Source organism: Staphylococcus coagulans (assembly GCF_002901995.1).
GTDB classification, from domain to species: Bacteria; Bacillota; Bacilli; order Staphylococcales; family Staphylococcaceae; genus Staphylococcus; species Staphylococcus coagulans.
Window position 1 is genome coordinate 24,541 of sequence record NZ_PPQN01000005.1, and the last position, 22,338, is coordinate 46,878.

Annotated in this window: 22 protein-coding genes and 2 tRNA genes; 21 read left to right on the plus strand and 3 right to left on the minus strand. The window is 36.7% G+C overall.

Features of this window, described 5'->3' with window-relative positions; all coding sequences use genetic code 11:
• The first annotated feature begins 92 nt into the window (after positions 1–92).
• The 5 genes from CD118_RS01310 (at position 93) to CD118_RS01330 (ending at position 6,547) form a co-directional block, all read left to right on the plus strand.
• Positions 93–1,013, plus strand: a complete 921-nt coding sequence (locus CD118_RS01310) for a DUF2232 domain-containing protein (protein ID WP_231909498.1) — start codon at positions 93–95, stop codon at positions 1,011–1,013.
• Positions 1,014–1,021: 8 nt separating this feature from the next.
• A complete protein-coding gene (locus CD118_RS01315; protein WP_050329607.1) occupies positions 1,022–2,989 on the plus strand; it encodes a DHH family phosphoesterase in 1,968 nt (655 codons plus the stop codon).
• The gene (gene rplI / locus CD118_RS01320; RefSeq protein WP_050329608.1) at positions 2,986–3,432 is read left to right on the plus strand and encodes a 50S ribosomal protein L9; all 447 of its coding nucleotides are present in this window, start codon (positions 2,986–2,988) and stop codon (positions 3,430–3,432) included. The genes CD118_RS01315 and rplI overlap by 4 nt, the downstream gene beginning before the upstream one ends.
• A 143-nt stretch (positions 3,433–3,575) precedes the next feature.
• A complete protein-coding gene (dnaB, locus tag CD118_RS01325) occupies positions 3,576–4,976 on the plus strand; it encodes a replicative DNA helicase (RefSeq protein ID WP_103356118.1) in 1,401 nt (466 codons plus the stop codon).
• 287 nt (positions 4,977–5,263) lie between these two features.
• The gene (locus CD118_RS01330) at positions 5,264–6,547 is read left to right on the plus strand and encodes an adenylosuccinate synthase (RefSeq protein ID WP_103356119.1); all 1,284 of its coding nucleotides are present in this window, start codon (positions 5,264–5,266) and stop codon (positions 6,545–6,547) included.
• Between the two features lie 131 nt (positions 6,548–6,678).
• Here CD118_RS01330 and CD118_RS01335 read toward each other — a convergent pair whose 3' ends face one another.
• Genes CD118_RS01335 through CD118_RS01345 form a run of 3 tightly spaced genes read right to left on the minus strand, consistent with a single transcriptional unit; the run spans position 6,679 to position 8,401 of the window.
• Positions 6,679–7,206 carry an SA1002 family membrane protein gene (locus CD118_RS01335; RefSeq protein ID WP_060829131.1) on the minus strand — a complete coding sequence of 176 codons (528 nt, stop codon included), beginning with the start codon at positions 7,204–7,206 and terminating at the stop codon, positions 6,679–6,681.
• A gap of 10 nt (positions 7,207–7,216) precedes the next feature.
• Positions 7,217–7,483 carry a YrhK family protein gene (locus CD118_RS01340; RefSeq protein ID WP_103356120.1) on the minus strand — a complete coding sequence of 89 codons (267 nt, stop codon included), beginning with the start codon at positions 7,481–7,483 and terminating at the stop codon, positions 7,217–7,219.
• A gap of 24 nt (positions 7,484–7,507) precedes the next feature.
• Positions 7,508–8,401: a YitT family protein gene (locus tag CD118_RS01345; RefSeq protein WP_050344924.1), complete on the minus strand. Its 894-nt coding sequence runs from the start codon at positions 8,399–8,401 to the stop codon at positions 7,508–7,510.
• Between the two features lie 106 nt (positions 8,402–8,507).
• Between CD118_RS01345 and CD118_RS01350 the strand changes: the two genes are divergently transcribed.
• The 16 genes from CD118_RS01350 to CD118_RS01425 all read left to right on the plus strand — a co-directional run.
• A tRNA-Glu gene (locus CD118_RS01350) sits at positions 8,508–8,582 on the plus strand.
• A gap of 8 nt (positions 8,583–8,590) precedes the next feature.
• Positions 8,591–8,664 (plus strand) — tRNA-Asp (locus CD118_RS01355).
• 170 nt (positions 8,665–8,834) lie between these two features.
• Positions 8,835–9,074, plus strand: coding sequence for a hypothetical protein (locus CD118_RS01360; protein WP_103356121.1), 240 nt, complete (start codon positions 8,835–8,837; stop codon positions 9,072–9,074).
• Positions 9,075–9,299: 225 nt separating this feature from the next.
• Positions 9,300–10,001 carry a response regulator YycF gene (gene yycF, locus CD118_RS01365; protein WP_016425750.1) on the plus strand — a complete coding sequence of 234 codons (702 nt, stop codon included), beginning with the start codon at positions 9,300–9,302 and terminating at the stop codon, positions 9,999–10,001.
• Between the two features lie 12 nt (positions 10,002–10,013).
• Positions 10,014–11,846 (plus strand): cell wall metabolism sensor histidine kinase WalK, encoded by a 1,833-nt coding sequence (gene walK / locus CD118_RS01370; protein ID WP_050329614.1) that lies wholly within the window; start codon positions 10,014–10,016, stop codon positions 11,844–11,846.
• Entirely contained in the window at positions 11,836–13,173 is a 1,338-nt protein-coding gene (locus tag CD118_RS01375; RefSeq protein ID WP_103356122.1) for a YycH family regulatory protein, read from the plus strand. Before walK ends, CD118_RS01375 begins: the two co-directional genes overlap by 11 nt.
• The gene (locus CD118_RS01380) at positions 13,170–13,949 is read left to right on the plus strand and encodes a two-component system regulatory protein YycI (protein ID WP_103356123.1); all 780 of its coding nucleotides are present in this window, start codon (positions 13,170–13,172) and stop codon (positions 13,947–13,949) included. The genes CD118_RS01375 and CD118_RS01380 overlap by 4 nt, the downstream gene beginning before the upstream one ends.
• A 22-nt stretch (positions 13,950–13,971) precedes the next feature.
• A complete protein-coding gene (locus CD118_RS01385) occupies positions 13,972–14,754 on the plus strand; it encodes an MBL fold metallo-hydrolase (RefSeq protein WP_103356124.1) in 783 nt (260 codons plus the stop codon).
• Between the two features lie 190 nt (positions 14,755–14,944).
• A complete protein-coding gene (locus CD118_RS01390) occupies positions 14,945–15,631 on the plus strand; it encodes a class I SAM-dependent methyltransferase (RefSeq protein ID WP_103356125.1) in 687 nt (228 codons plus the stop codon).
• A 2-nt stretch (positions 15,632–15,633) separates the two neighbouring features.
• Positions 15,634–17,187: an ABC transporter substrate-binding protein gene (locus CD118_RS01395; protein WP_103356126.1), complete on the plus strand. Its 1,554-nt coding sequence runs from the start codon at positions 15,634–15,636 to the stop codon at positions 17,185–17,187.
• Between the two features lies 1 nt (position 17,188).
• On the plus strand, positions 17,189–18,142 hold the full coding sequence (locus CD118_RS01400) for an ABC transporter permease (protein ID WP_060829137.1): 954 nt from the start codon (positions 17,189–17,191) through the stop codon (positions 18,140–18,142).
• On the plus strand, positions 18,135–18,914 hold the full coding sequence (locus CD118_RS01405; RefSeq protein ID WP_103356127.1) for an ABC transporter permease: 780 nt from the start codon (positions 18,135–18,137) through the stop codon (positions 18,912–18,914). The genes CD118_RS01400 and CD118_RS01405 overlap by 8 nt, the downstream gene beginning before the upstream one ends.
• Positions 18,872–19,645, plus strand: coding sequence for an ATP-binding cassette domain-containing protein (locus CD118_RS01410; RefSeq protein WP_103356128.1), 774 nt, complete (start codon positions 18,872–18,874; stop codon positions 19,643–19,645). Before CD118_RS01405 ends, CD118_RS01410 begins: the two co-directional genes overlap by 43 nt.
• On the plus strand, positions 19,632–20,273 hold the full coding sequence (locus tag CD118_RS01415; protein WP_103356129.1) for an ABC transporter ATP-binding protein: 642 nt from the start codon (positions 19,632–19,634) through the stop codon (positions 20,271–20,273). Before CD118_RS01410 ends, CD118_RS01415 begins: the two co-directional genes overlap by 14 nt.
• Positions 20,274–20,849: 576 nt before the next feature.
• The gene (rlmH, locus tag CD118_RS01420; RefSeq protein WP_050329624.1) at positions 20,850–21,329 is read left to right on the plus strand and encodes a 23S rRNA (pseudouridine(1915)-N(3))-methyltransferase RlmH; all 480 of its coding nucleotides are present in this window, start codon (positions 20,850–20,852) and stop codon (positions 21,327–21,329) included.
• 322 nt (positions 21,330–21,651) lie between these two features.
• Positions 21,652–22,338, plus strand: a 687-nt coding sequence (locus CD118_RS01425; protein ID WP_142380854.1) for an N-6 DNA methylase, incomplete at its 3' end; no start/stop codon positions are given.

Consider the following 22,338-nt stretch of genomic DNA (forward strand, 5'->3'; position numbering starts at 1 on the left):
GGGGATGTAAAGCTTTGTCATCTCATCAACACAAATTGTATTCATATTACAAAGCTTGTAAAATAGAAGTTATAGAATAAATTAGTTTGGAAGTGGCGTCTTTGTTTTCTAAAATTAAGCCTAAAGAAACCCTAATCGGCACAATAGCCTTATTAGTGGTGGCTTTAGTATTGCATTTTATGCCATGGTCAGTCGTGATTATCGCATGTTTTGCAACCTTACCAGGAATCATATTATGGTACCGTTCCATCCATTCTTTTGGATTGGCTACTTTAATTACGATATTAGTCTCAACATTAACAGGTGACTTGTTTGTAATGACCTTTATGATCATTCTATTAGCATTGAGTGCAGTGATTGCACAATTGCTTAAACAACGTGCCTCAAAAGAACATATTTTGTATGTCGCAACACTTGTGACGAGCATCATTACAATCGGAGCTATCATGATTTTGCAAGGTTTAAAACAATTACCTTATGCACAAGTGTTATTAGAACCTTATCAAAAAATCGTTAATCAAATGATTGAGATGCAAAATTTAGATCAACAAGCAATAGAGGTTTTAAATAACTCTGTACATCAGTTGGCAGTTCAATTGCCAGCTATGATTGTTGTTACGATTGCAATTTATTTGATCGTTACGTTGATGATTATCTTTCCAATCTTACGTAAATTTAAAATTGCAACGCCTGTTTTTCGTCCATTATATTTATGGCAAATGAAACGTTCTCTATTTATTATTTACGCCATTGCGTTGTTGGTCAGTGTGACAACAGAACCTGCCACAACAATCAATAGTATCGGTATTAATTTTCAAATTGTATTAGGTTTCTTATTAGTCATTCAAGGTTTAAGTTTTATACATTACTTTACGACAATAAAACGAATGCCAGTTGCTGTGTCTGTCATCTTTATTGTGTTAGGTATTATTTTTTATCCAATGACACGTTTGATTGGTTTATTAGATCTTGGTTTAAATTTAAAAAGTATGATTAAAAACGATAAGAGGTGACAAACAAGATGAACCGTCATTCAATGAAGAAAGCACTGATCGTTCCATTCCTTGTAATTACGATGACAGCATTGATTATTGTAGGTGTGTCCTTTTTCTTTAATCGCTTTTTGGCTTTTATAGCTGCTATCATTGTTTTTGTGATGCTCATCGTCAGTTTGTTCATTTTTAGACGGCTGTATCGCCGCTTTGATCGTTATTTAGATGATTTGAGCGGAAAGGTGTCGCTCGCAAGTGATAGAGCTGCCAAAACGATGCCTATGGGGTTAATCGTATTGGATGAAAATGATCGGATAGAATGGGTCAACTCTTTTATGACCGAACGTTTTGATCGCAATGTGATTTCGGATCCCATTAATGAAATCTATCCTAATATTTTAAAACAGCTTGAAAAAGCAAAAGAGATAGAGATGCAAGATGGCGCATACCATTATCGCGTGAAGTATTCAGAAGATGAAGGGATTTTGTATTTCTTAGATTCAACTGAAGAAGCTGAAATACAACAAGCCTATGATGATCAACAGCCAATTATTGCAACGTTGTTTTTGGATAACTATGATGAGTTAACGCAAAATATGAATGATACACAACGTTCAGAAATCAACTCTATGGTCACTCGTGTGATTAGTCGATGGGCACAGGAACACGATGTCTTTTTCAAAAGATACAGTTCCGATCAATTTATTGCCTATATGAATCGTCGTATTTTACGAGACATTGAAGATACGAAATTTGATATTTTGAGCCAGCTTCGTGAAAAAAGTGTGGGTTATCGCGCACAATTGACACTCAGTATTGGTATTGGGGAAGGCTCTGAAAATTTAATTGACCTTGGAGAATTGTCACAATCTGGTCTAGATTTGGCTTTAGGTCGTGGTGGAGACCAAGTTGCGATTAAAAATATGAACGGGAATGTTCGTTTCTATGGTGGTAAGACTGACCCGATGGAAAAACGGACACGTGTAAGGGCGCGCGTCATTTCTCACGCATTAAAAGATATATTATTAGAAGGCGACAAAGTGATTGTAATGGGTCATAAGCGCCCGGACTTAGATGCCATCGGTGCAGCAATCGGTGTGACACGCTTTGCAATGATGAATAATCTTGATGCCTATATTGTGTTAAATGATTCCGACATCGATCCAACACTTCGCCGTGTGATGGATGAAATTGATGAAAAACCAGAATTAAAAGAACGTTTTATCACATCTGATGATGCGTGGAATATGATGACGTCTAGAACGACTTTAGTCATCGTAGATACGCATAAACCAGAGATGGTGATTGATGAAAATATTTTAAATAAAGCTAATCGTAAAGTCGTAATTGACCACCATCGTCGTGGTGAAAGCTTTATTTCCAATCCTTTACTTATTTATATGGAACCTTACGCAAGTTCGACAGCAGAACTTGTTACAGAGTTACTCGAGTATCAACCGACAGAACAGCGTTTGACGCGACTCGAATCCACAGTGATGTATGCAGGTATTATTGTCGATACACGTAACTTTACATTGCGTACAGGGTCACGTACTTTCGATGCTGCGAGCTATTTACGGGCGCACGGTGCAGACACGATATTAACGCAACATTTCTTAAAAGATGACATAGAAACGTATATCAATCGTTCAGAATTGATTCGTACTGTGAAACTGCAAGAAAATGGCATTGCGATTGCACATGGCTCGGATCAAAAAATTTATCATCCAGTTACAGTTGCACAGGCAGCGGATGAACTGTTAAGTTTAGATGGAGTAGAAGCATCCTATGTTGTAGCAAGACGCGAGGAAAACTTAATTGGTATGTCAGCGCGCTCACTTGGTGAATTCAATGTTCAATTGACGATGGAAGCACTCGGTGGCGGTGGTCATTTAACCAATGCAGCAACACAACTTGAAGGTGTGACTGTAGAGGAAGCCATTGAAAAATTACAACATGTGATCAACGAACAAATGGATAGGAGTGACGAATCATGAAAGTAATTTTCACACAAGATGTTAAAGGTAAAGGTAAGCAAGGAGAAGTTAAAGAGGTGCCAGTTGGTTACGCGAACAACTTCTTAATTAAAAATGGCTATGCAGTAGAAGCAACACCTGGAAACCTTAAACAATTAGATCAAAAGAATAAACGTATCGAAAAAGACAAGCAACAAGAACTTGAAGATGCGAAAGCTTTAAAAGAAAAATTAAGTGAACTTGAAGTCGAAGTTAAAGCGAAATCAGGTGAAGGTGGCAAATTATTCGGTTCTATCAGTACGAAACAAATTGCTGAAGCACTTAAAGTGCAACATGATATTAAATTAGATAAACGAAAAATGGATCTACCTCAAGGTATTCACGCGTTAGGATATACAAATGTGCCAGTTAAACTTCATAAAGAAGTGGAAGGTACAATTCGTGTACACACTGTAGAGCAATAAGCATAGAAAAAGCTGGGACGACAAAGTCACCAGCTTTTTTATATCATACTTTATCACGGCATCTAACGGACAACCATTGCCGGAATGTATGGTTTATAATAGAATATGTTAAGATATGTAACAAATATGAGGAGGTCCTCGGCATGGATGAAATGTTTGAACACAATCGAATGCCACACAGTCATGAGGCAGAGCAGTCTGTCTTAGGTGCAATCTTTTTAGATCCAGAATTGATGTCACCGACACAAGAAGTGTTGTTGCCAGAGTCTTTTTACCGTGGCGCACATCAACACATTTTCCGTGCCATGATGGATTTGAACGAAGATGGACAAGATATAGATATTGTGACTGTCCTTGATCGACTAACAAAAGAAGGTGTCGTGAATGAAGCGGGTGGACCACAATATCTCGCTGAAATTACAACCAATGTACCGACAACGCGTAATATTCAATATTATACGGATGTCGTTTTTAAAAATGCGATTAAACGTAAGTTGATTCATACCGCAGATAGTATTGCGAATGATGGCTATAACGATGAATTAGATTTAGATACCGTCTTAAACGATGCTGAACGTCGTATTCTAGAGCTCTCTTCTACACGTGAAAGTGATGGCTTCAAAGATATTCGTGACGTGTTGGGACAAGTTTATGACAATGCGGAACAGCTCGATCAGAATAGTGGCCAAACACCTGGGATTCCTACAGGATATCGCGATTTAGACCAAATGACGGCAGGATTCAACCGAAATGATTTAATTATTCTCGCAGCCCGGCCTTCTGTAGGTAAGACTGCCTTCGCTTTAAATATTGCGCAAAAAGTCGCGACACATGAAGACCAATATACAGTGGGCATTTTCTCGCTTGAAATGGGTGCAGACCAACTTGCGACACGTATGATTTGTAGTTCTGGTAATGTCGATTCCAATCGTTTGCGTACAGGGACAATGACTGAAGAAGATTGGAATCGATTTACTGTGGCAGTAGGTAAATTGTCACGAACTAAAATTTTTATCGATGATACGCCAGGGATTCGTATTACAGATATTCGTTCGAAATGCCGCCGTCTTAAACAAGAGCACGGTTTGGATATGATTGTAATCGATTATTTACAATTAATACAAGGCAGCGGTTCTCGTTCGTCAGATAACCGTCAACAAGAAGTTTCTGAGATTTCTCGAATGCTTAAAGCGATTGCACGTGAGTTAGAGTGTCCTGTGATTGCGTTGAGTCAGCTTTCACGTGGTGTAGAACAACGTCAAGATAAGCGACCAATGATGAGTGATATACGTGAATCAGGGTCAATTGAGCAAGATGCAGACATTGTCGCATTCTTATATCGTGATGATTATTATAATCGTGGCGACGGAGATGATGATGACGATGATGGTGGTTTTGAACCGCAAACGAATGATGAGAATGGAGAAATCGAAATCATCATTGCAAAACAACGTAACGGCCCAACTGGAACAGTCAAATTGCATTTCATGAAACAATACAATAAATTTACGGATATTGATTACGCCCACGCAGAGATGGGATAAAAAATATTTAGCTTAAAAACCGTACGAAAAACGATTTTTTGTTTTTAAAGTACGGTTTTTAGTTCGGTTTCTTTACTTATATTTATCGTAAGTTAGGATTTTAGAAATTGTATGAAATGGCATTCAATGCTTCTATTACGCGTGGTTCTAGGATTCACATTACTTTATATCATATGCTAGATGTCATTATCTGAATGACACGATAATGTTCGTTTTTTGATTTGCAATCATACTGTGATACTGGTAGAATACTCTTTGGTTAATTGAGAAAACTTGGAGGTGCTCTTATGTCATCAATCGTAGTTGTTGGGACACAGTGGGGAGACGAAGGAAAAGGTAAAATTACAGACTTTTTAGCGGAACAAGCAGATGTTATTACACGTTTTTCAGGCGGTAACAATGCAGGACATACCATTAAATTTGATGGTGAAACATACAAATTACATTTAGTACCATCTGGTATCTTTTATAAAGATAAACTTGCAGTGATTGGTAACGGTGTAGTAGTTGATCCTGTTGCTTTATTAAAAGAATTAGACGGTTTAAATGAAAGAGGTATTTCAACAGATAATTTACGCATCTCAAACCGCGCACACGTCATCCTACCTTATCACATTAAGCAAGATGAGCTTGAAGAAGCGCGTCGTGGTGATAATAAAATCGGTACGACTAAGAAAGGTATTGGCCCAGCATACGTAGATAAAGCACAAAGAATTGGAATTCGCGTTGCAGATTTATTAGATAGAGAAGTTTTCGAACAACGTTTAAAAGAAAATTTAGAATATAAAAATGATTATTTCCAAGGCATGTTTCGTCAATCTGCACCATCATTTGATGAAATCTTTGAGACATACTATCAAGCAGGTCAACGTCTTGCACCTTATGTGACAGACACTGCGAAAGTATTAGACGATGCATTTGTAGCTGATGAGCGCGTTCTTTTTGAAGGCGCGCAAGGGGTGATGTTAGACATCGATCACGGAACATATCCTTTTGTAACATCAAGTAACCCTGTAGCGGGTAACGTGACAGTTGGTGCTGGTGTAGGACCAACAAATGTATCAAAAGTAGTCGGCGTTTGTAAAGCATACACTTCACGTGTAGGTGATGGTCCATTCCCAACAGAATTATTTGATGAACAAGGACACCATATTCGTGAAATCGGTCGTGAATATGGGACAACAACAGGTCGTCCACGCCGTGTAGGTTGGTTTGACTCCGTTGTATTACGTCACTCTCGTCGTGTAAGTGGGATTACAGATTTATCAATTAACTCTATCGACGTCTTAACTGGCTTAGAAGAGGTTAAAATCTGTACAGCTTATGAATTAGATGGAAAAGAGATTACAGAATACCCAGCAAACTTAAACGACTTAAAACGTTGTAAACCTATCTTTGAAACATTACCAGGTTGGACTGAAGATATTACAGGTGTACGTAGTTTAGACGAATTACCACAAAATGCACGTCGTTACTTAGAGCGTATTTCAGAATTATGTAACGTCCATATTTCTATCTTCTCTGTAGGTCCTGACCGTAATCAAACGAATATCGTTGAAAAATTATGGTAAGTATTTAGACTTCGGTAAGTCTATCGGCAACACTTCGGTAAGACTGCCTCCTTATAAAATAGTCTATAAAAATCAATTATAAAAGCGACAAGCGATGGTCTTTAGAGGGGCCACTGCTTGTCGCTTTTTGTTTATTCATCTTTATAATGATCTTTAATATAAACTTTCGTCATCGCAATCCCGATCCAACTGATGAGAAGGACAGGTAAGATAACGATATTTAATAATGTGATATTCAGAGAATGTGTGTTGATCTTTAAGGTACTAATAAAAGCCATCGTCCCTTTGGATGTAACAATAAATTGATAAAGTGTAAAGAGTATGGTGGTCCATTGAATAAAATACTCTAAAATTTCAATTAACGTTTCGTTATAGGCATTCAATCGCATCATATAACGAACAAAGAAAAACTGTAAAAAACCACCAGCCAAAATAGAAATAACTAATATATTAAATATACTCCCTTTTTCATGTAATAGAAAAGCGAATAAGATATAAACAAGACCGCCCGCTATCGCAAGTGATAATAAAGCTGTGATCATAAGGACAAGACTGACACCACATGCCTTCACAAAGAGCCAGTCGTCTTTGTATGTCCCAGATATATAACCAATTAATAGAAATAAAACTAAAATAATGATGACATTGATGATAATCATTGCGATTCGACTAATATCCTTCTCGTTTCTCGATGATTGCCATATGTAAATCGTGAACCATCGCAATCAAAGGACGAATAATCATTTGAATACTCCCAATTACAAATAAAACGGTACCGTCAAAGACAGTTGAATCAGAAAAGAAGAGAAAACTTCCTATTAAAAAGATAACGCCTAGTACGACATCATTGAGTTGGTACAATGCTTTATAAATGAGTGAACGGCTATTTTGACGTGTTTGTAATCCAAAAGAGATTTGTGATTTCTTTTTCTTCATCGTTAACCTCCTTTACCATTAACATTAATGAATATCACGTTTACGATGATTACCGCCACGAACTTCAGAAACATTACCTATAGATAAGAATGCGGTTTCATCAATGGCCATGACAATATCTTTTAATTTTGCTTCTTCTAATCGTGTAATGACACAGAAGATGACACGCTTATCTTCTCCCGTATAAGCGCCCTCTCCTTTTAAATATGTGACGCCACGACCGAGACGGGAGTTAATAGCTTCTCCGATTTCCTTATAAGCATCGCTAATAATCCATATTGATTTCGATTCGTCAAAACCAAGTAAGACAGTATCAATCATTTTAGAAGCGATAAAATAAGCTACAACACTGAATAAAGCACTCTCCCACGTAAAAACAAAGCCTGCAATACCAAATATGAAGAAATTAATAAACATTACGATTTCTCCAACTGAAAATGGTATTTTCGAATGAACTAAAATCGATAAAATTTCTGTGCCGTCGAGGGATCCCCCATACCTTAAGACAATACCGACACCGATACCTAATACAGCTCCTCCAAAAATTGTTACTAAAAATTTATCATGTATGACAGGATCGATCGGATGCAAAACGATAGTGACAATAGATAAAACAGAAATTGCATATAAAGTTGAAATCGCAAAAGTTTTCCCTATTTGTTTATAACCTAAAAAGAAGAAAGGTAAATTCAGTATAAAAATGAATATCCCTAACTTGAGTCCTAATAAATGAGAAAGGATAATTGAAATCCCTACAATTCCCCCATCAAGCAAATGGTTTGGAACGAGAAAAAGTTCAAGTGCGACGCCCATTAATACTGCACCCAATGTCATAAAGAAAAACTTTTTAAAAAATTGAAGTTGCTTTTTTGGTTTTTCTTTCGTGTATGGAACGGCTGATTTTACTTGTTTTTCCATATGTTGCCCCCTTTTAAACATTATATGAAAAATTATACAAAAAAAATTCAAAAAAATCTTGTCAACTTGATTTCCTGATGCTATAATCAATCTTGTGTTTAAGAAAGGCTCCTTGGTCAAGCGGTTAAGACACCGCCCTTTCACGGCGGTAACACGGGTTCGAGTCCCGTAGGAGTCACCATGAAATATGGTCCCGTAGTGGAGCGGTTTAACACGCCTGCCTGTCACGCAGGAGATCGCGGGTTCGATTCCCGTCGGGACCGCTAAATCAGCCTAAAACAATAGTTTTAGCTCAAACGAAAGTCATTGAAGTTCATGAAAGTGAACGACAATGGCTTTTTTTCATAAATATATATCAAAAATGAGAACTTTTATAATGTGAGTGACGTGTTTTTTACTATAAAAGTGTATAGAAATGAGGAGGACGATTGCTGTGTTTAAAAAGGAAGTTCAACCTACTGAGAAAATTTTATTTATCAGTGGCTTAGCCATCGTGATTATCATGGGTATATTAGCATTATTGGATGTGGCACAATACAAAAATCATGTGGTATTCTTATTGAATATCGTTGGCTTATTATTGATGACACTCTCTGTCATGCGTATACAGAAAAAAGTTGGTATCTTTTGTGGCATCGTCATTGTTTTATTAATCTTAATTCATTTTATTTAATATAGAAGTTCATTATGCTCAGGCAGTGAAGCAGTCTCAAAAGAGGCTGAGACACTGCTTTTTTGTACATTTAAATGCAGGTCGTTGTCATCCGCATTCGTTTTATAGAAGCGAATAGTTAAATAGATAGAATTCACAAGACTTTAATGATACATTATAAGGTATAGGATTATGCCAGTTTGTAACGAATAATCATTGCAATTTTAAGAAATGGGGTCATGTTTTATGGCAAGAAAAGTGGTCGTAGTCGATGATGAGAAGCCAATTGCAGATATATTAGAATTCAACCTCAAAAAAGAGGGATATGACGTTTTTGTTGCTTATGATGGTAACGATGCGGTGGATTTGATTTATGAAAAAGAGCCGGACATTGTTTTATTGGATATTATGTTACCAGGACAAGACGGTATGGAAGTGTGTCGTGAAGTCCGCAAAAAATTTGATATGCCAATCATCATGTTGACTGCGAAAGATTCAGAAATCGATAAAGTGCTTGGTCTTGAATTGGGTGCAGACGATTATGTGACTAAACCATTTAGTACACGCGAATTGATTGCACGTGTAAAAGCCAATTTACGTCGCCATTATGCCCAACCGAGCCAAGAAAATCATATGCAAACCAATGAAATTACAATTAAAGATATTGTGATTTATCCAGATGCATATTCTATTAAAAAACGCGGTGAGGACATTGATTTAACACACCGTGAATTTGAGCTTTTCCATTATTTATCTAAACATATGGGACAAGTCATGACGCGTGAACATTTACTTCAAACGGTTTGGGGTTATGACTATTTTGGTGATGTGCGCACGGTTGACGTTACAATTCGTCGGTTACGCGAAAAAATTGAAGATGATCCTTCACATCCAGACTATATCGTGACACGTCGTGGAGTAGGATATTTCTTGCAACAACATGATTAGAGGACGCACAATATGAAGTGGTTAAAACAATTTCAATCCCTTCACACGAAACTTGTTATTGTCTATGTCCTATTGATTATTATTGGTATGCAAATTATTGGGCTATATTTTACAAACAGTCTCGAAAAAGAAATGACAGAGTCGTTTAAAACGAATATATCTCAAAATGCAAAACAAATTGAGCTCGGTATTGAAAAAATATATGCGGATGATAATGAATCCGGAAATATTCAAAAAGATATTCAAAATTTATTAAACGAATATGCAAATCGCAATGAAATGATAGAAATTCGTTTCATTGATAAAGACCAAATTATTATTGCGACATCGAAACAGTCAAACCGTACAATTATTAACCAAAAAGCAAATGAGAGTTCAATTCAAAAGGCCTTATCATTAGGTCAAGAGAACTCTGACACCGTTTTAAAAGATTACGGTGAAGGTAAGCAACGGGTATGGATTAAAAATATGCCTGTAAGTACGAACGACGGTTTAATTGGTGATATTTATATTGAATCTAATATTAACCAAGTTTATGATCAATTAAATGATATCAACCAAATTTTCATCGTCGGTACAGGTATTTCTTTAATTATTACCGTCATTTTAGGTTTCTTTATTGCACGTACGATTACTAAACCAATTACAGATATGCGTAATCAAACGGTCGAAATGTCAAAAGGGAACTATACGCAGCGTGTGAAAATATACGGTAATGACGAAATTGGTGAACTTGCACTTGCTTTTAATAACTTGTCGAAACGTGTGCAAGAGGCACAAGCGAATACAGAGAGTGAGAAACGACGCTTAGATTCTGTTATCACACATATGAGTGATGGTGTCATCGCCACAGATAGACGTGGGCGCGTTCGTATTATTAATGATATGGCACTTAAAATGTTAGGTAAGTCTAAAGAGGAAGTCTCAGGACACTTTATTTTTGATGTCATTGATTTAAGTGAAGAATTTACGCTCGAAGAATTAAACGAAAACAATGATAGTTTCTTATTAGACATTAATGAAGAAGAAGGTATCATCGTTCGCGTTAATTTTAGTACTATTGTTCAAGCAACTGGCTTTGTGACAGGTTATATCGCTGTGTTACATGACGTTACAGAACAACAACAAATTGAGCGTGAACGACGTGAATTTGTGGCCAATGTATCGCACGAATTACGTACACCATTGACTTCAATGAATAGTTACATCGAGGCCCTAGAAGAAGGCGCATGGCGAGATGAATCGATTGCACCTCAATTTTTATCAGTCACACGTGAAGAAACAGAGCGGATGATTCGATTAGTGAACGATTTACTGCATCTTTCTAAAATGGATAATGAAACTGAGCCTATTACGAAAGAGATTGTCGATTTTAATATGTTTATCAATAAAATTATTAATCGACATGAAATGGCTGCGAAAGATACCACTTTTGTCCGTGATATTCCAAGAGAAACCATTTTTACGGAAATTGATCCAGATAAGATGACACAAGTGTTTGATAACGTGATTACGAATGCGATGAAATATTCTCGTGGTGAAAAACGTGTAGAGTTCCACGTGAAACAAAACACGGTGCATAACCGTTTAACAATTCGGATCAAAGATAATGGTATCGGGATTCCGATCAATAAAGTCGATAAAATCTTTGATCGTTTCTTCCGCGTAGATAAAGCAAGAACACGAAAAATGGGTGGTACAGGTCTCGGATTAGCGATTTCTAAAGAGATTGTCGAAGCCCACCACGGTCGTATATGGGCCAATAGTGTTGAAGGACAAGGCACATCGATTTTTATCACACTTCCATGTGAAACAATAGAAGATGGTGATTGGGATGCGAACTAGAGAACTGATTAAATCTATCATATTAGTGTTACTCGTTCTTTCCAGTGTAGTACTTACAGTCATGATTTGGAACTTTTCGCCAGATTTAACGAACGTTGACAACCCACAAACAAAAGATACACCGAAAGCGATTGGTACGCGATATGACAAGCAATTTAATCAGGTCATCACGCCTTTACAGCTCGTACATGTGGACCATGATCATTTGAAAGGGATGCCTGCAAATAAAGATGTTAATGAGATGATGTCTCTATTCCAAAAACATCGTATTATTGAAGTTGAAGATATTCAAAATGATCAAGTCGTGTTATTGAAAGATTTGAGCCATCATTTTGTCGTGTTAGACTTCCCGACAGACATACCGCTATCCATGTATCTAAACGAAGTCGTTGAGATGCCAGCAAAAGTACCGGCGAATTTTAAATTTAATCGTTTAATATTAGATATTGATGATCATCAGCATGTCGTTTTGTATGCGATGCAACCGAACCATCAGCGTGCCATTAAATTAGAAACGAATCTTGATACAAAAGTAATCCAGCAGCGAATTGATCATATGCGTGATGAATTAGAACCGTATTCGGATATCGTGACGAATCGAAGTACGGTCAATAAAGCAACGTATTTATATGCTTTAAAAGCACCGAAAGATTTGAAATCATATCGTACGATTTTTAATCATATTAATGTAGAAGATTTAAACTCGATTCTCTTTGATGATACGCCGATTGTACGTACAACAAATAGTGGTAACACAACGTACAATAACAATACAGGGGTTGTGAATTACAATGCGGATAAAGAAACGTATGACTATACGAATCTGTCCGAAGATGAGCATAGTACACGCGATATGAATATTAGCTTGCCACGTGCATTTGACTTTATTAATAAGCATGGGGGCTTTACAGATGATTTCCGCTTGTTTAGTGCAAATAGCAAGCAAGGGGAAATTATGTATCAAATGTTTCTCAATGGACGACCGATATTTTATCCAAACCAATTGAATGAAATTCGTGTACTCTGGGGTGAGCGTGGATTATACGAATATAGTCGAGGTCTCTTAAAAACAAATGTGACCATTGATAATGGTGAAGAACCGAAATCGATGCCAGATGCGGAAGATGTACGTTCTGCATTAGCAAGTAAGGGCAATATTGATTTGACGAAAGTGGAACAAATGGTAGTCGGCTATAAAATGAGTGCCATTCGCGGACCTCAAAATCGAATTGAAATTCAAGAAGGCAGTGAGTTTACGCCAACGTGGTATATTAAATATAATCATAAATGGTATGAATACAAAGATGGGGAGTTGGTGGAAACATGAACTGGAAACGCACTAAAACGTTGTTCATACTTGTCTTTCTCCTCGTCAATGTGTGTTTAATTTTTGTTTATCAAGATAAAGTGAATAAATCTAAAATTAGCGATGCCGAACACGATAATGCGGTCAACTTTGAACGAGAAAATATTAAACTGCCAAAAAGTATACCTGATGTGAGTCATGTCAAAATGCAATTGGTTAAAGCACGTTCAAAAGACTTTAAAGAAGAAGCAGAAGATAACAATAAAGCTAAGGTCAGTAATCATGGCCATACCTTATCTAAAGAAATGGATGAACGTGTAGACGTCAAAGTTGATCCGATTTCTCATTTAAAACCTTATATAGATGATAAAATCTATAAAGGTAATGAGTACCAGTACCATGAAACCAATGACGGTCAAATTAAATACGAACAAACGTATAGAGGCTTTCCGATTATGAATAATAATCGTGCAGAATTGACTTTTGAGGTGAAGGATGACAGTGCAAAATCATATGAACAGTCCACGATGGAAGACATCCTTCCGTCTAAGGGGACCAATAATGAGCCTAAAAAAGTCATACGTGCAAGAAAAGCATTGGAAGCACTTTATTATAATCAATATTTAAAACATGGTGAAGAGGTCGAAAGTATCCGTCTCGGCTATTACACTGTTGTAAAAGAAACAAATATTCAAGTTTTACAAGCTAACTGGGAAATTAAAGTTAAAGATAAAAACGGGGTGCATACATATTATGTAGAAGCTGTATCCTCGAATCCACAAATTATAGAACAATAGAAAGGGTGGTCACTTGATACGAATGAGTGTACTCGCAAGCGGTAGTACCGGCAATGCGACATATGTAGAAAGTGAACAAGGCAGCTTGTTGGTCGATGTCGGACTAACAGGGAAAAAGATGGAAGCACTTTTCGATCAAATCGACCGGAAAATTTCAGATTTAAGTGGCATTCTCGTGACACACGAGCATAGCGACCATATTAAAGGTCTCGGCGTCATTGCACGTAAGTTCGGTATTCCAATTTATGCCAATGAAAAAACATGGACATGTATTGATAAAAAGGATTCTAAAATCCCGCTAGACCAGAAATTTGTATTTAATCCGTATGAAACGAAGTCTATTGCAGGTTTTGATATAGAATCATTCAATGTTTCACACGATGCGATTGATCCACAGTTTTATATTTTTCATAATAACTATAAGAAGTTAACGATGATTACGGATACAGGTTATGTCTCTGATCGAATGAAAGGTATGATTCGTGGTAGTGATGCCTTTATATTTGAAAGTAATCACGACGTCGATATGTTAAGAATGTGTCGTTATCCGTGGAAGACGAAACAACGAATCTTAAGCGATATGGGACATGTGTCAAATGAAGACGCAGCTCACGCAATGAAAGATGTCATCACAGGTCAAACGAAGCGGATTTATTTATCGCATTTATCACAGGATAACAATATGAAAGATTTGGCACGAATGAGTGTCGGACAAATCTTGCAAGAACATGACATTGATACTCAAAATGAAGTGAAGTTATGTGACACGGATAAAGCGATACCTACACCGATATATACATTATAATGAAATTAATGATAGACAGTAGCACATGAATTTCAAGTAAAAGTCTTGAGGTTCATGTGTTTTTTTATGTCGTTTACAGATTGAAAATTTTAAGCCTCAATTTGTCAGTAATTGAATATTGTTTTCAGTAACTTCCTATAGTACAATTGTAAATCGTAACAATTATGATTTACATGTAAAGGAGTCTACTATGAAAGATAATTATGATGTTTGGTGGCAAAAAGGGAACGAGACAGATGACGATATGGCACGTGATCATGAAGCGGCATGGTATCGCACAATTTCACAAATAGATCAAGCAGATATTAAGGATAAAAAGGTTTTAGATTTTGGTTGTAATCAAGGCGGTTTACTACGTTTACTTTATGATACGATTCCCTTTCAACAAGGTGTAGGCATCGATTTAGCTAAAGTATCGTTAGAAAAAGCGAAAGAGATGGCAGGCAACCGGCCATTACAATTTTATTTAACAGACACACCGGCAGACGTAAAACAAAGATTTCACACAGTGTTAAGTACATCAGTTTTATATTTAATTGAAGATGTATATGCGCACGCTGAAGCGATTAAAGCGGTATTGGAGCCGAATGGGGTCTATTATGCGACTTTTTCAGATGTGACAAATAATCCGAGTCGCGAATATATGGCAGAAACTATTAATAAATACGGCGCAACACCTTCACAAGACCATACTTTAAAATATGTCGTTGATAGTTTTGTGCAAGCGGGCTTTAACGTGTCGGTGATGAAAGAAAAAGTCCCTGCAGAAATTGATATTACGCATTATGAAGACTTCTATCTCACACCAAATGATTATTTACGTAATATTTATGAAGAGTCATTTTTAATTAAAGCGACATTGAAAGCGGGGGCTTAAATATGAAAAAAAGAATATTCGTCGCAGCAGTTGCGACAACGTCACTCATGCTCACAGCGTGCGGAAATGATGATAAAAAACAAGAAGTGATCTCTGTATCCTTACCTACAGAAGCAAAAGCGAATCAATTAGATGCACAAAGCTATGATGCAGCAATGCCTGTGTATAGTGCAGTGTATGAACCATTAGTTCAATATGATAAAAAGAGCGGGGTTAAACCTAAACTTGCTGAAAAATGGTCAGTAGACAGTGAAGGGAAAGTTTATACATTCCATCTTAAAAAAGACGTGAAATTTTCTGATGGTTCTCCTTTGAATGCTGAAGCGGTTAAATTTTCCATTGAACGTGCGAAAGCAATGAACCCAGAAACAACGGTCGAAACTTTAAAACAACTAGACAAGGTGACTGTTGATGATCAACACACAGTTTCAATTCATTTGAAAACACCGTCTAATCAAGTTTTGAATGAATTAACACAAGTTAGACCACTCCGAATCATGAGTCCACATGCAGTTGAAGGAGAAAAAACAAAAGGAAAGTTTAAAAAGGCAATAGGTACAGGCGCATTAATGGTAGATAAAACAGGTAAAGAACAAACTTCTATGAAACCGAACCCGCATTTTAACAATGATCACCCAGTTAAATATCATTTGAACTTCCAAACGATTGAAGACGGCGATTCTAGAAATGCTGCCGTACAAAGTGGTTCCATTGACGTAACAGGAGGCGCACTTGGAATGCTAACAGAACAACAAATTAAGTCACACCAAGATCAAAAAGACTTACACGTGGAAGATGCGCCAAGCACTGTGAGTCACTTTATGGCATTTAATCCGAAACAAGAGGTTCTAAAAAATAAAGCAATACGTCAAGCCATCAGTGAAAGCATTGATACGAAGCACTTATCGGATAAAGAAATGAAAGGGATTTTCCAAAAAGACGTGCAGTTCATCAATGAAAATAACCAAGAAAAGCACATTTTTGATGTCAAAGCTGCGAAAAAAGCGCTGAAATCAGAAGGCTATGAGCAAAATAAAGATGGTATTTTTGAAAAAGAGGGCAAACCGTTACAATTTAATCTTGTTATTCAAACTGCAGAATTTCCAAATTGGAAAGATAAAGCAGAACAAGTTCAATCAGATTTAAAGAAAGCAGGCATCAAAGTTCAAATTAAAACGTTAGATACACAATCTTATTACGATACTCTATGGACGAAAAAAGATTACGATATGATTTTCTATCGAACTTATTCAGATGCTTTAATGCCGTATCAGTTTATGAATTCTGTCTTTAAAAATGCAAATAACCAACCAGGTGTACTCGCAAATGATCCGACACTATCTAAACAATTAGAAGCGTTTCCGAAAGAGCTATCTAAAGGTGATCAACAACAAGCCTTTAACGAAATATTTAAACACTTCAACAAAGGTTACTATGGTGTGCCAATTGCTTATCCGAATGAAACATTTGTCACAAGTGATCGCATCGAAAACTTCAAATTCTCAGGATTAACAGATGCACCGATTGATTATGAAAAATTGAAAGTGAAACAATAAAGTGATCCAACGTACGATGAGACTTTTTGTGTATGTGATTGTGAGTTCATTTATTATCTTTTGTCTCGTTGAGCATACAGCGGGTAACCCAGCCTTATTGTATTTGCAAAGACATGGATACACACATATCACGCAAGCGAATATTGAAGCAGCCGAACATCATTTAGGTTTAAGTGGCAATCTATTATTTCGCTATTTCGATTGGCTAGGCCATGCTTTGACAGGAAATTTAGGCTACAGTTTTATCACGAACGAAAGTGTTATGGGGTTGATGATTCAAGCGATTGTACCGACGTTGAAGCTCATCATCATATCTGCGTGTATTTTATTGCCACTCGGTTATGCGATAGGCTATTTTGTAGGCGTCCAAGCGCATACACGTATCGCAAGTTTTATTCGTGGTTTCGCACAAGTCATCACATCGATGCCAGAATATTGGCTCGCCATTTTATTTGTATATTATTTCGGCGTGAAATGGCATCTTGTTCCTTTTGTAGGCAGTCAGACATGGCAACATTTCATCTTGCCGATTGCTGTCATCGTATTAATTGAAGGTTGTCATATCTTGTTAATGACAGCACATTTAATCGAAAGTACAACAACGTTAGAGGCGTACCGGTTAGCACAGTTACGTCATTACCGATTACAAGATCGTCTTTATGTTCAAATAAAAGCTGTTTTTGCGCCGTTATTAACCATTTCTGTGAATAGTATCATTCATTTATTTGGAAAAGCAGTTATTTTGGAAGTGATTTTCAGTATGTCGGGTTTAGGAAAGCTACTAATCAACGCTATTAATCAACGTGATTACCCGCTAATACAAGGGATTATCATCATAGTTATTTTCAGTATCATGCTGGTCAATTACGTGGGAGATATGATGATTTTGAAAAGCGAACCGCGTGTACGTATGAAGCGAGGTAAGAAGTTAGGAAAGGAAGAAGCCAATGAATAAGCAGCATCAACAATGGCTCATATGGGGTAGTATTGGACTGTTCCTTATCAGTTTAATCTTATATGTATGGTTTCAACCAAATGAAGGACATCCTCAACTTCAAAGCCCGAACTTTTCAAATCTACTGGGAACAGATCAACGTGGCAGAGATTTTCTAGTCCGTCTCATCATAGGAAGTGGCGTAACATTAAGTTTAACGGCTTGTGTGGTTTGCCTTAGTGTGACGATTGGCTTGATTATGGGACTTACGTCAGCGATGCTAGGACGTTGGGTAGATAAAGCATTCATGTTTATAGCGGATATGTTACTCGCGATTCCATCATTTATTATCGCACTCGTTGTCCTTAGCTTTTTAAGTGATTCAGTCTTTGGACTTGTTTTTGCACTTACAATCGGATGGGTCGGTCGTTACTTACGCTATTTCAGAAATTTAGCCCGTGATTTACAGAAACGACCTTTCGTACAATTTGCGGTGTTGAGTGGTTATTCAAAATTTCAAACGACAATGACGCATATCATGCCACACATGATACGAAATATTTTTGCGCTAGTCACTGCAGATTTTGGAAAAATGATGTTAAGCATCTCAGGACTTGCCTTTTTAGGATTAGGACTTAAACCCCCTACGCCTGAACTGGGCACCATTTTATTCGACGGCAAGAGCTACTTCAATACAGCGCCGTGGCTGTTTTTCTATCCAGGTCTTTTATTAGGAGGTTATGCGTTAATATGCCAGTTACTCAACAAAAAGTACGTTCAAACGATGAAATAATTAGCGTGGATCAATTTACAATAACGCATCAAGATCGCATCTTATTAAAAGATATTGCTTTGACAGTCACAAAAGGTGCATTTCACTGCATCATAGGAGAAAGTGGAAGCGGGAAGACTTTGCTGACACGTGCGATTTTACAAATGAATGCGCCACAACTCGAGCAGAAAGGTACCATCGCTGTAGACTTAGCTCAAGTCGATGCTGTTTTTCAAGATGCCCAAAGTAATATGTTTCAAAATGTGACGTTACAAAAGCATTTTAATGCATTATACGCGACAAAATCGAAGCGACCATCACGCACAGATCAACAAAGTGAGATTCATCAAATGATGACACAATTAGGTCTATCACAACCTGAACAGTTGTTAAAACGGTATCCTTTTGAATTAAGTGGGGGCATGGCACAACGTATCGCATTTATCATGGCATTGGTCAGACAACCCGACTGCTTAATCTTAGATGAACCCACAAGTGCACTGGATCAAGAGAACAGTCAAAAATTCATGCATAACTTAATGGAAGTCATCCGTCAGCGTGACCTCACTGTGCTCTTTGTCACACATGACTTTAACCTCGTACGGCGTTACGCCACGCATCTCAGTGTCATGAAATCAGGAGAAATGATAGAGTCTGGCCCTGTAACACAAATATTGTCACGCCCGAAACATCCTTATACCCAACAACTTATTGAAGCAGCCAATCGGAGAAATGCCTATGTTACGTATTAAAAATCTTACTAAAAAAATAGATGGGCGTACTATTTTGGACCATATTGACATCACAATGACCACCACACATTTACGCATTAAAGGTGAAAGTGGAAGCGGGAAATCGACGCTCGCACGTATTATCGCAGGGCTCGATCAAGATTATTCTGGGGAAGTCTGGTGGAATGGTCAGCGCTGTCGTGAATTTGCTTCAAAAGACTGGATGAAGCGCGTGCAGTATGTCCCACAATATGAAAGAGACACGTTAGACAATCACAAAACAGTCGAAGCCGTTTTGAAAGCTCCATTGAAAAATTTTAAATTTGATAAGGCGACATACAGTCAAAAAATAGACGATGTCCTTAAGCAATGTTTACTCCCGCAATCAATGCTTCAACAACGGGTCCAAACATTAAGTGGCGGTCAATTTCAACGCTTATGGATTGCGAAGGCACTCATCGTTGAGCCTGAAGTGTTGATATTAGATGAAGCTACTACGAATTTAGATGTAATGAATGAAGATTTGATGCTCGATATGCTACAAAATATAGAAGGTTTACAAATGATAGTCATCTCTCATGATCCATATGTACTCAATCGTTTTGAGGGTGCTGAATATGAATTGAAAATGAATGCAACGAGAGAGTAGTAATTGTTTAAGATCCTAATGGGTATTTATGGACGTAGTTATATTGAATAGAGAGCACATTTGGCTTGAGAATTTATGAGTCTGAAGAAATTAAGAGATTGAGACATTCTAGTGTTTCAATCTCTTTTTTTATAAGACATTGATATACAAAAGAAGTAGTGCAGCATTAAGTGATAGTGGCGAATCTATTTGAAACTAGAAAAATTCGGTAAATATTTAAAATGTTATCTTTATACAAAGCGTTTTAAAGGGTAAATATCATGTAAAGCGATGAGATAAGGGATGAAATAATAGGAATAGGAAAGAGCATCTGCGGAAGTGAATAAAAGTGCAAAATGTGGCGCACTTATCCCCAAATGTGTGCACAAAGTATATGACTTACACACAATTCACATGTTAATAACGTAGTTACTAACAAAGTTATCCACATATCAACAGGTTTATACACAATGAATGGATGCAATTTCTAAAATACTGTGTACAAACTTTATGCAAAAAACGTTATAATGGGTATAAACATGTGAATAACTGAATAACTTGTGGATAACTTTACGTTTATTCACAATGGAGGTCAAAATGAAAATTACTGTTGTCGCAGTTGGAAAACTGAAAGAGAAATACTGGAAGCAAGCTATTGCAGAGTACAGCAAAAGACTAGGGGCATACACAAAATTAGAAATGATTGAAGTTCCAGATGAAAAAGCACCTGAAACGATGAGCGATAAAGAAGTGGAGCAAGTCAAACAAAAAGAGGGGCAACGTATTTTAAGCAAAATCAAACCCCAATCTACTGTCATCACATTAGAAATCGAAGGCAAAATGCTCAGTTCTGAAGCCTTAGCTACAACATTAAATCAACGCATGACTCAAGGGGCGAGTGACTTTACCTTTGTGATAGGAGGATCGAATGGCTTACACCAGGACGTCTTAAACCGCAGCAACTTCGCCCTGTCATTTAGTAAAATGACATTTCCACATCAAATGATGCGCGTCATCTTGTTAGAGCAAGTATATCGAGCATTTAAGATCATGAGGGGAGAAGCATATCATAAATGATGCGGTTTTTGATAAGGCTCCCCTTATCAATGATATTGCTAAAATTCCTTAATCATAATTTTACTTTTTTAATAATCGCTAATGCTCATATTTGACAACTTATTTAAATGATATATTCTCACTTACCCACTATCAAATATATAAGTGATAGCCATCTAAACCTTCAATATTGGACAAATCTAATCTCATTCAACAACTTATAAAAAAGTATTAATCTATATATGTTTAAAAAGGTTAACATTAACCATTCACAAAAATGATTTCACAAAAATGATTGACCGTTTTATAATAAGGTTAACATTAACCGAAAGGAGATAGTCAATTGGAATTATTTAATTATATTGATAAATTAAGAGGAACTATGACATTAGAGGAAGTACAAGAGTTAATAATTAATATTATAAAGGGTGAAGATATAGAAGAGGAATCTAAAGATAAAATAGCGAAAGAATTAATTCAAAGATTAAAAAATGCTACTTTTTCTGAATTACAAAATACTTACTACAACCTTCAAATAATGAATAAAAATGCTACTTCTAACTACACTGAATCAATTGAATCTTTAGCGTTAGCCATCTTTAAAAAACATAACAAAGGAACTTCACTTTTAGATTTAGGGTCTGGTGAAGGGCATATGTTGTGGAGATCAAGTATTGAGGGACAATTTAAATATTTATGTGGTGAAGAAATTAATACCAAATCTGCCAATGCTAGTAAAGTACTACTTTCAAAATCAAAACCAAATATTGAAATCATTAACACGGATTCTACTTTAAATTTTGCAAATAAAGATAAATTTGATTATATATATTCAGACGCACTCTTTTTGAATGCAGATAACGAAAGATTGAAAAAAATCGAAAAAAATGCAGCTACAAATTACTTAAAAACAAGAAGTAAATTTTCTGAATGGATATTTGTAAACCGTATATTAAATAACCTAAATGATGATGGTGTTGGAGTCATTGTATTAAGAGATGCCGCAATGTCTACTGGAATGGCAAAAGAT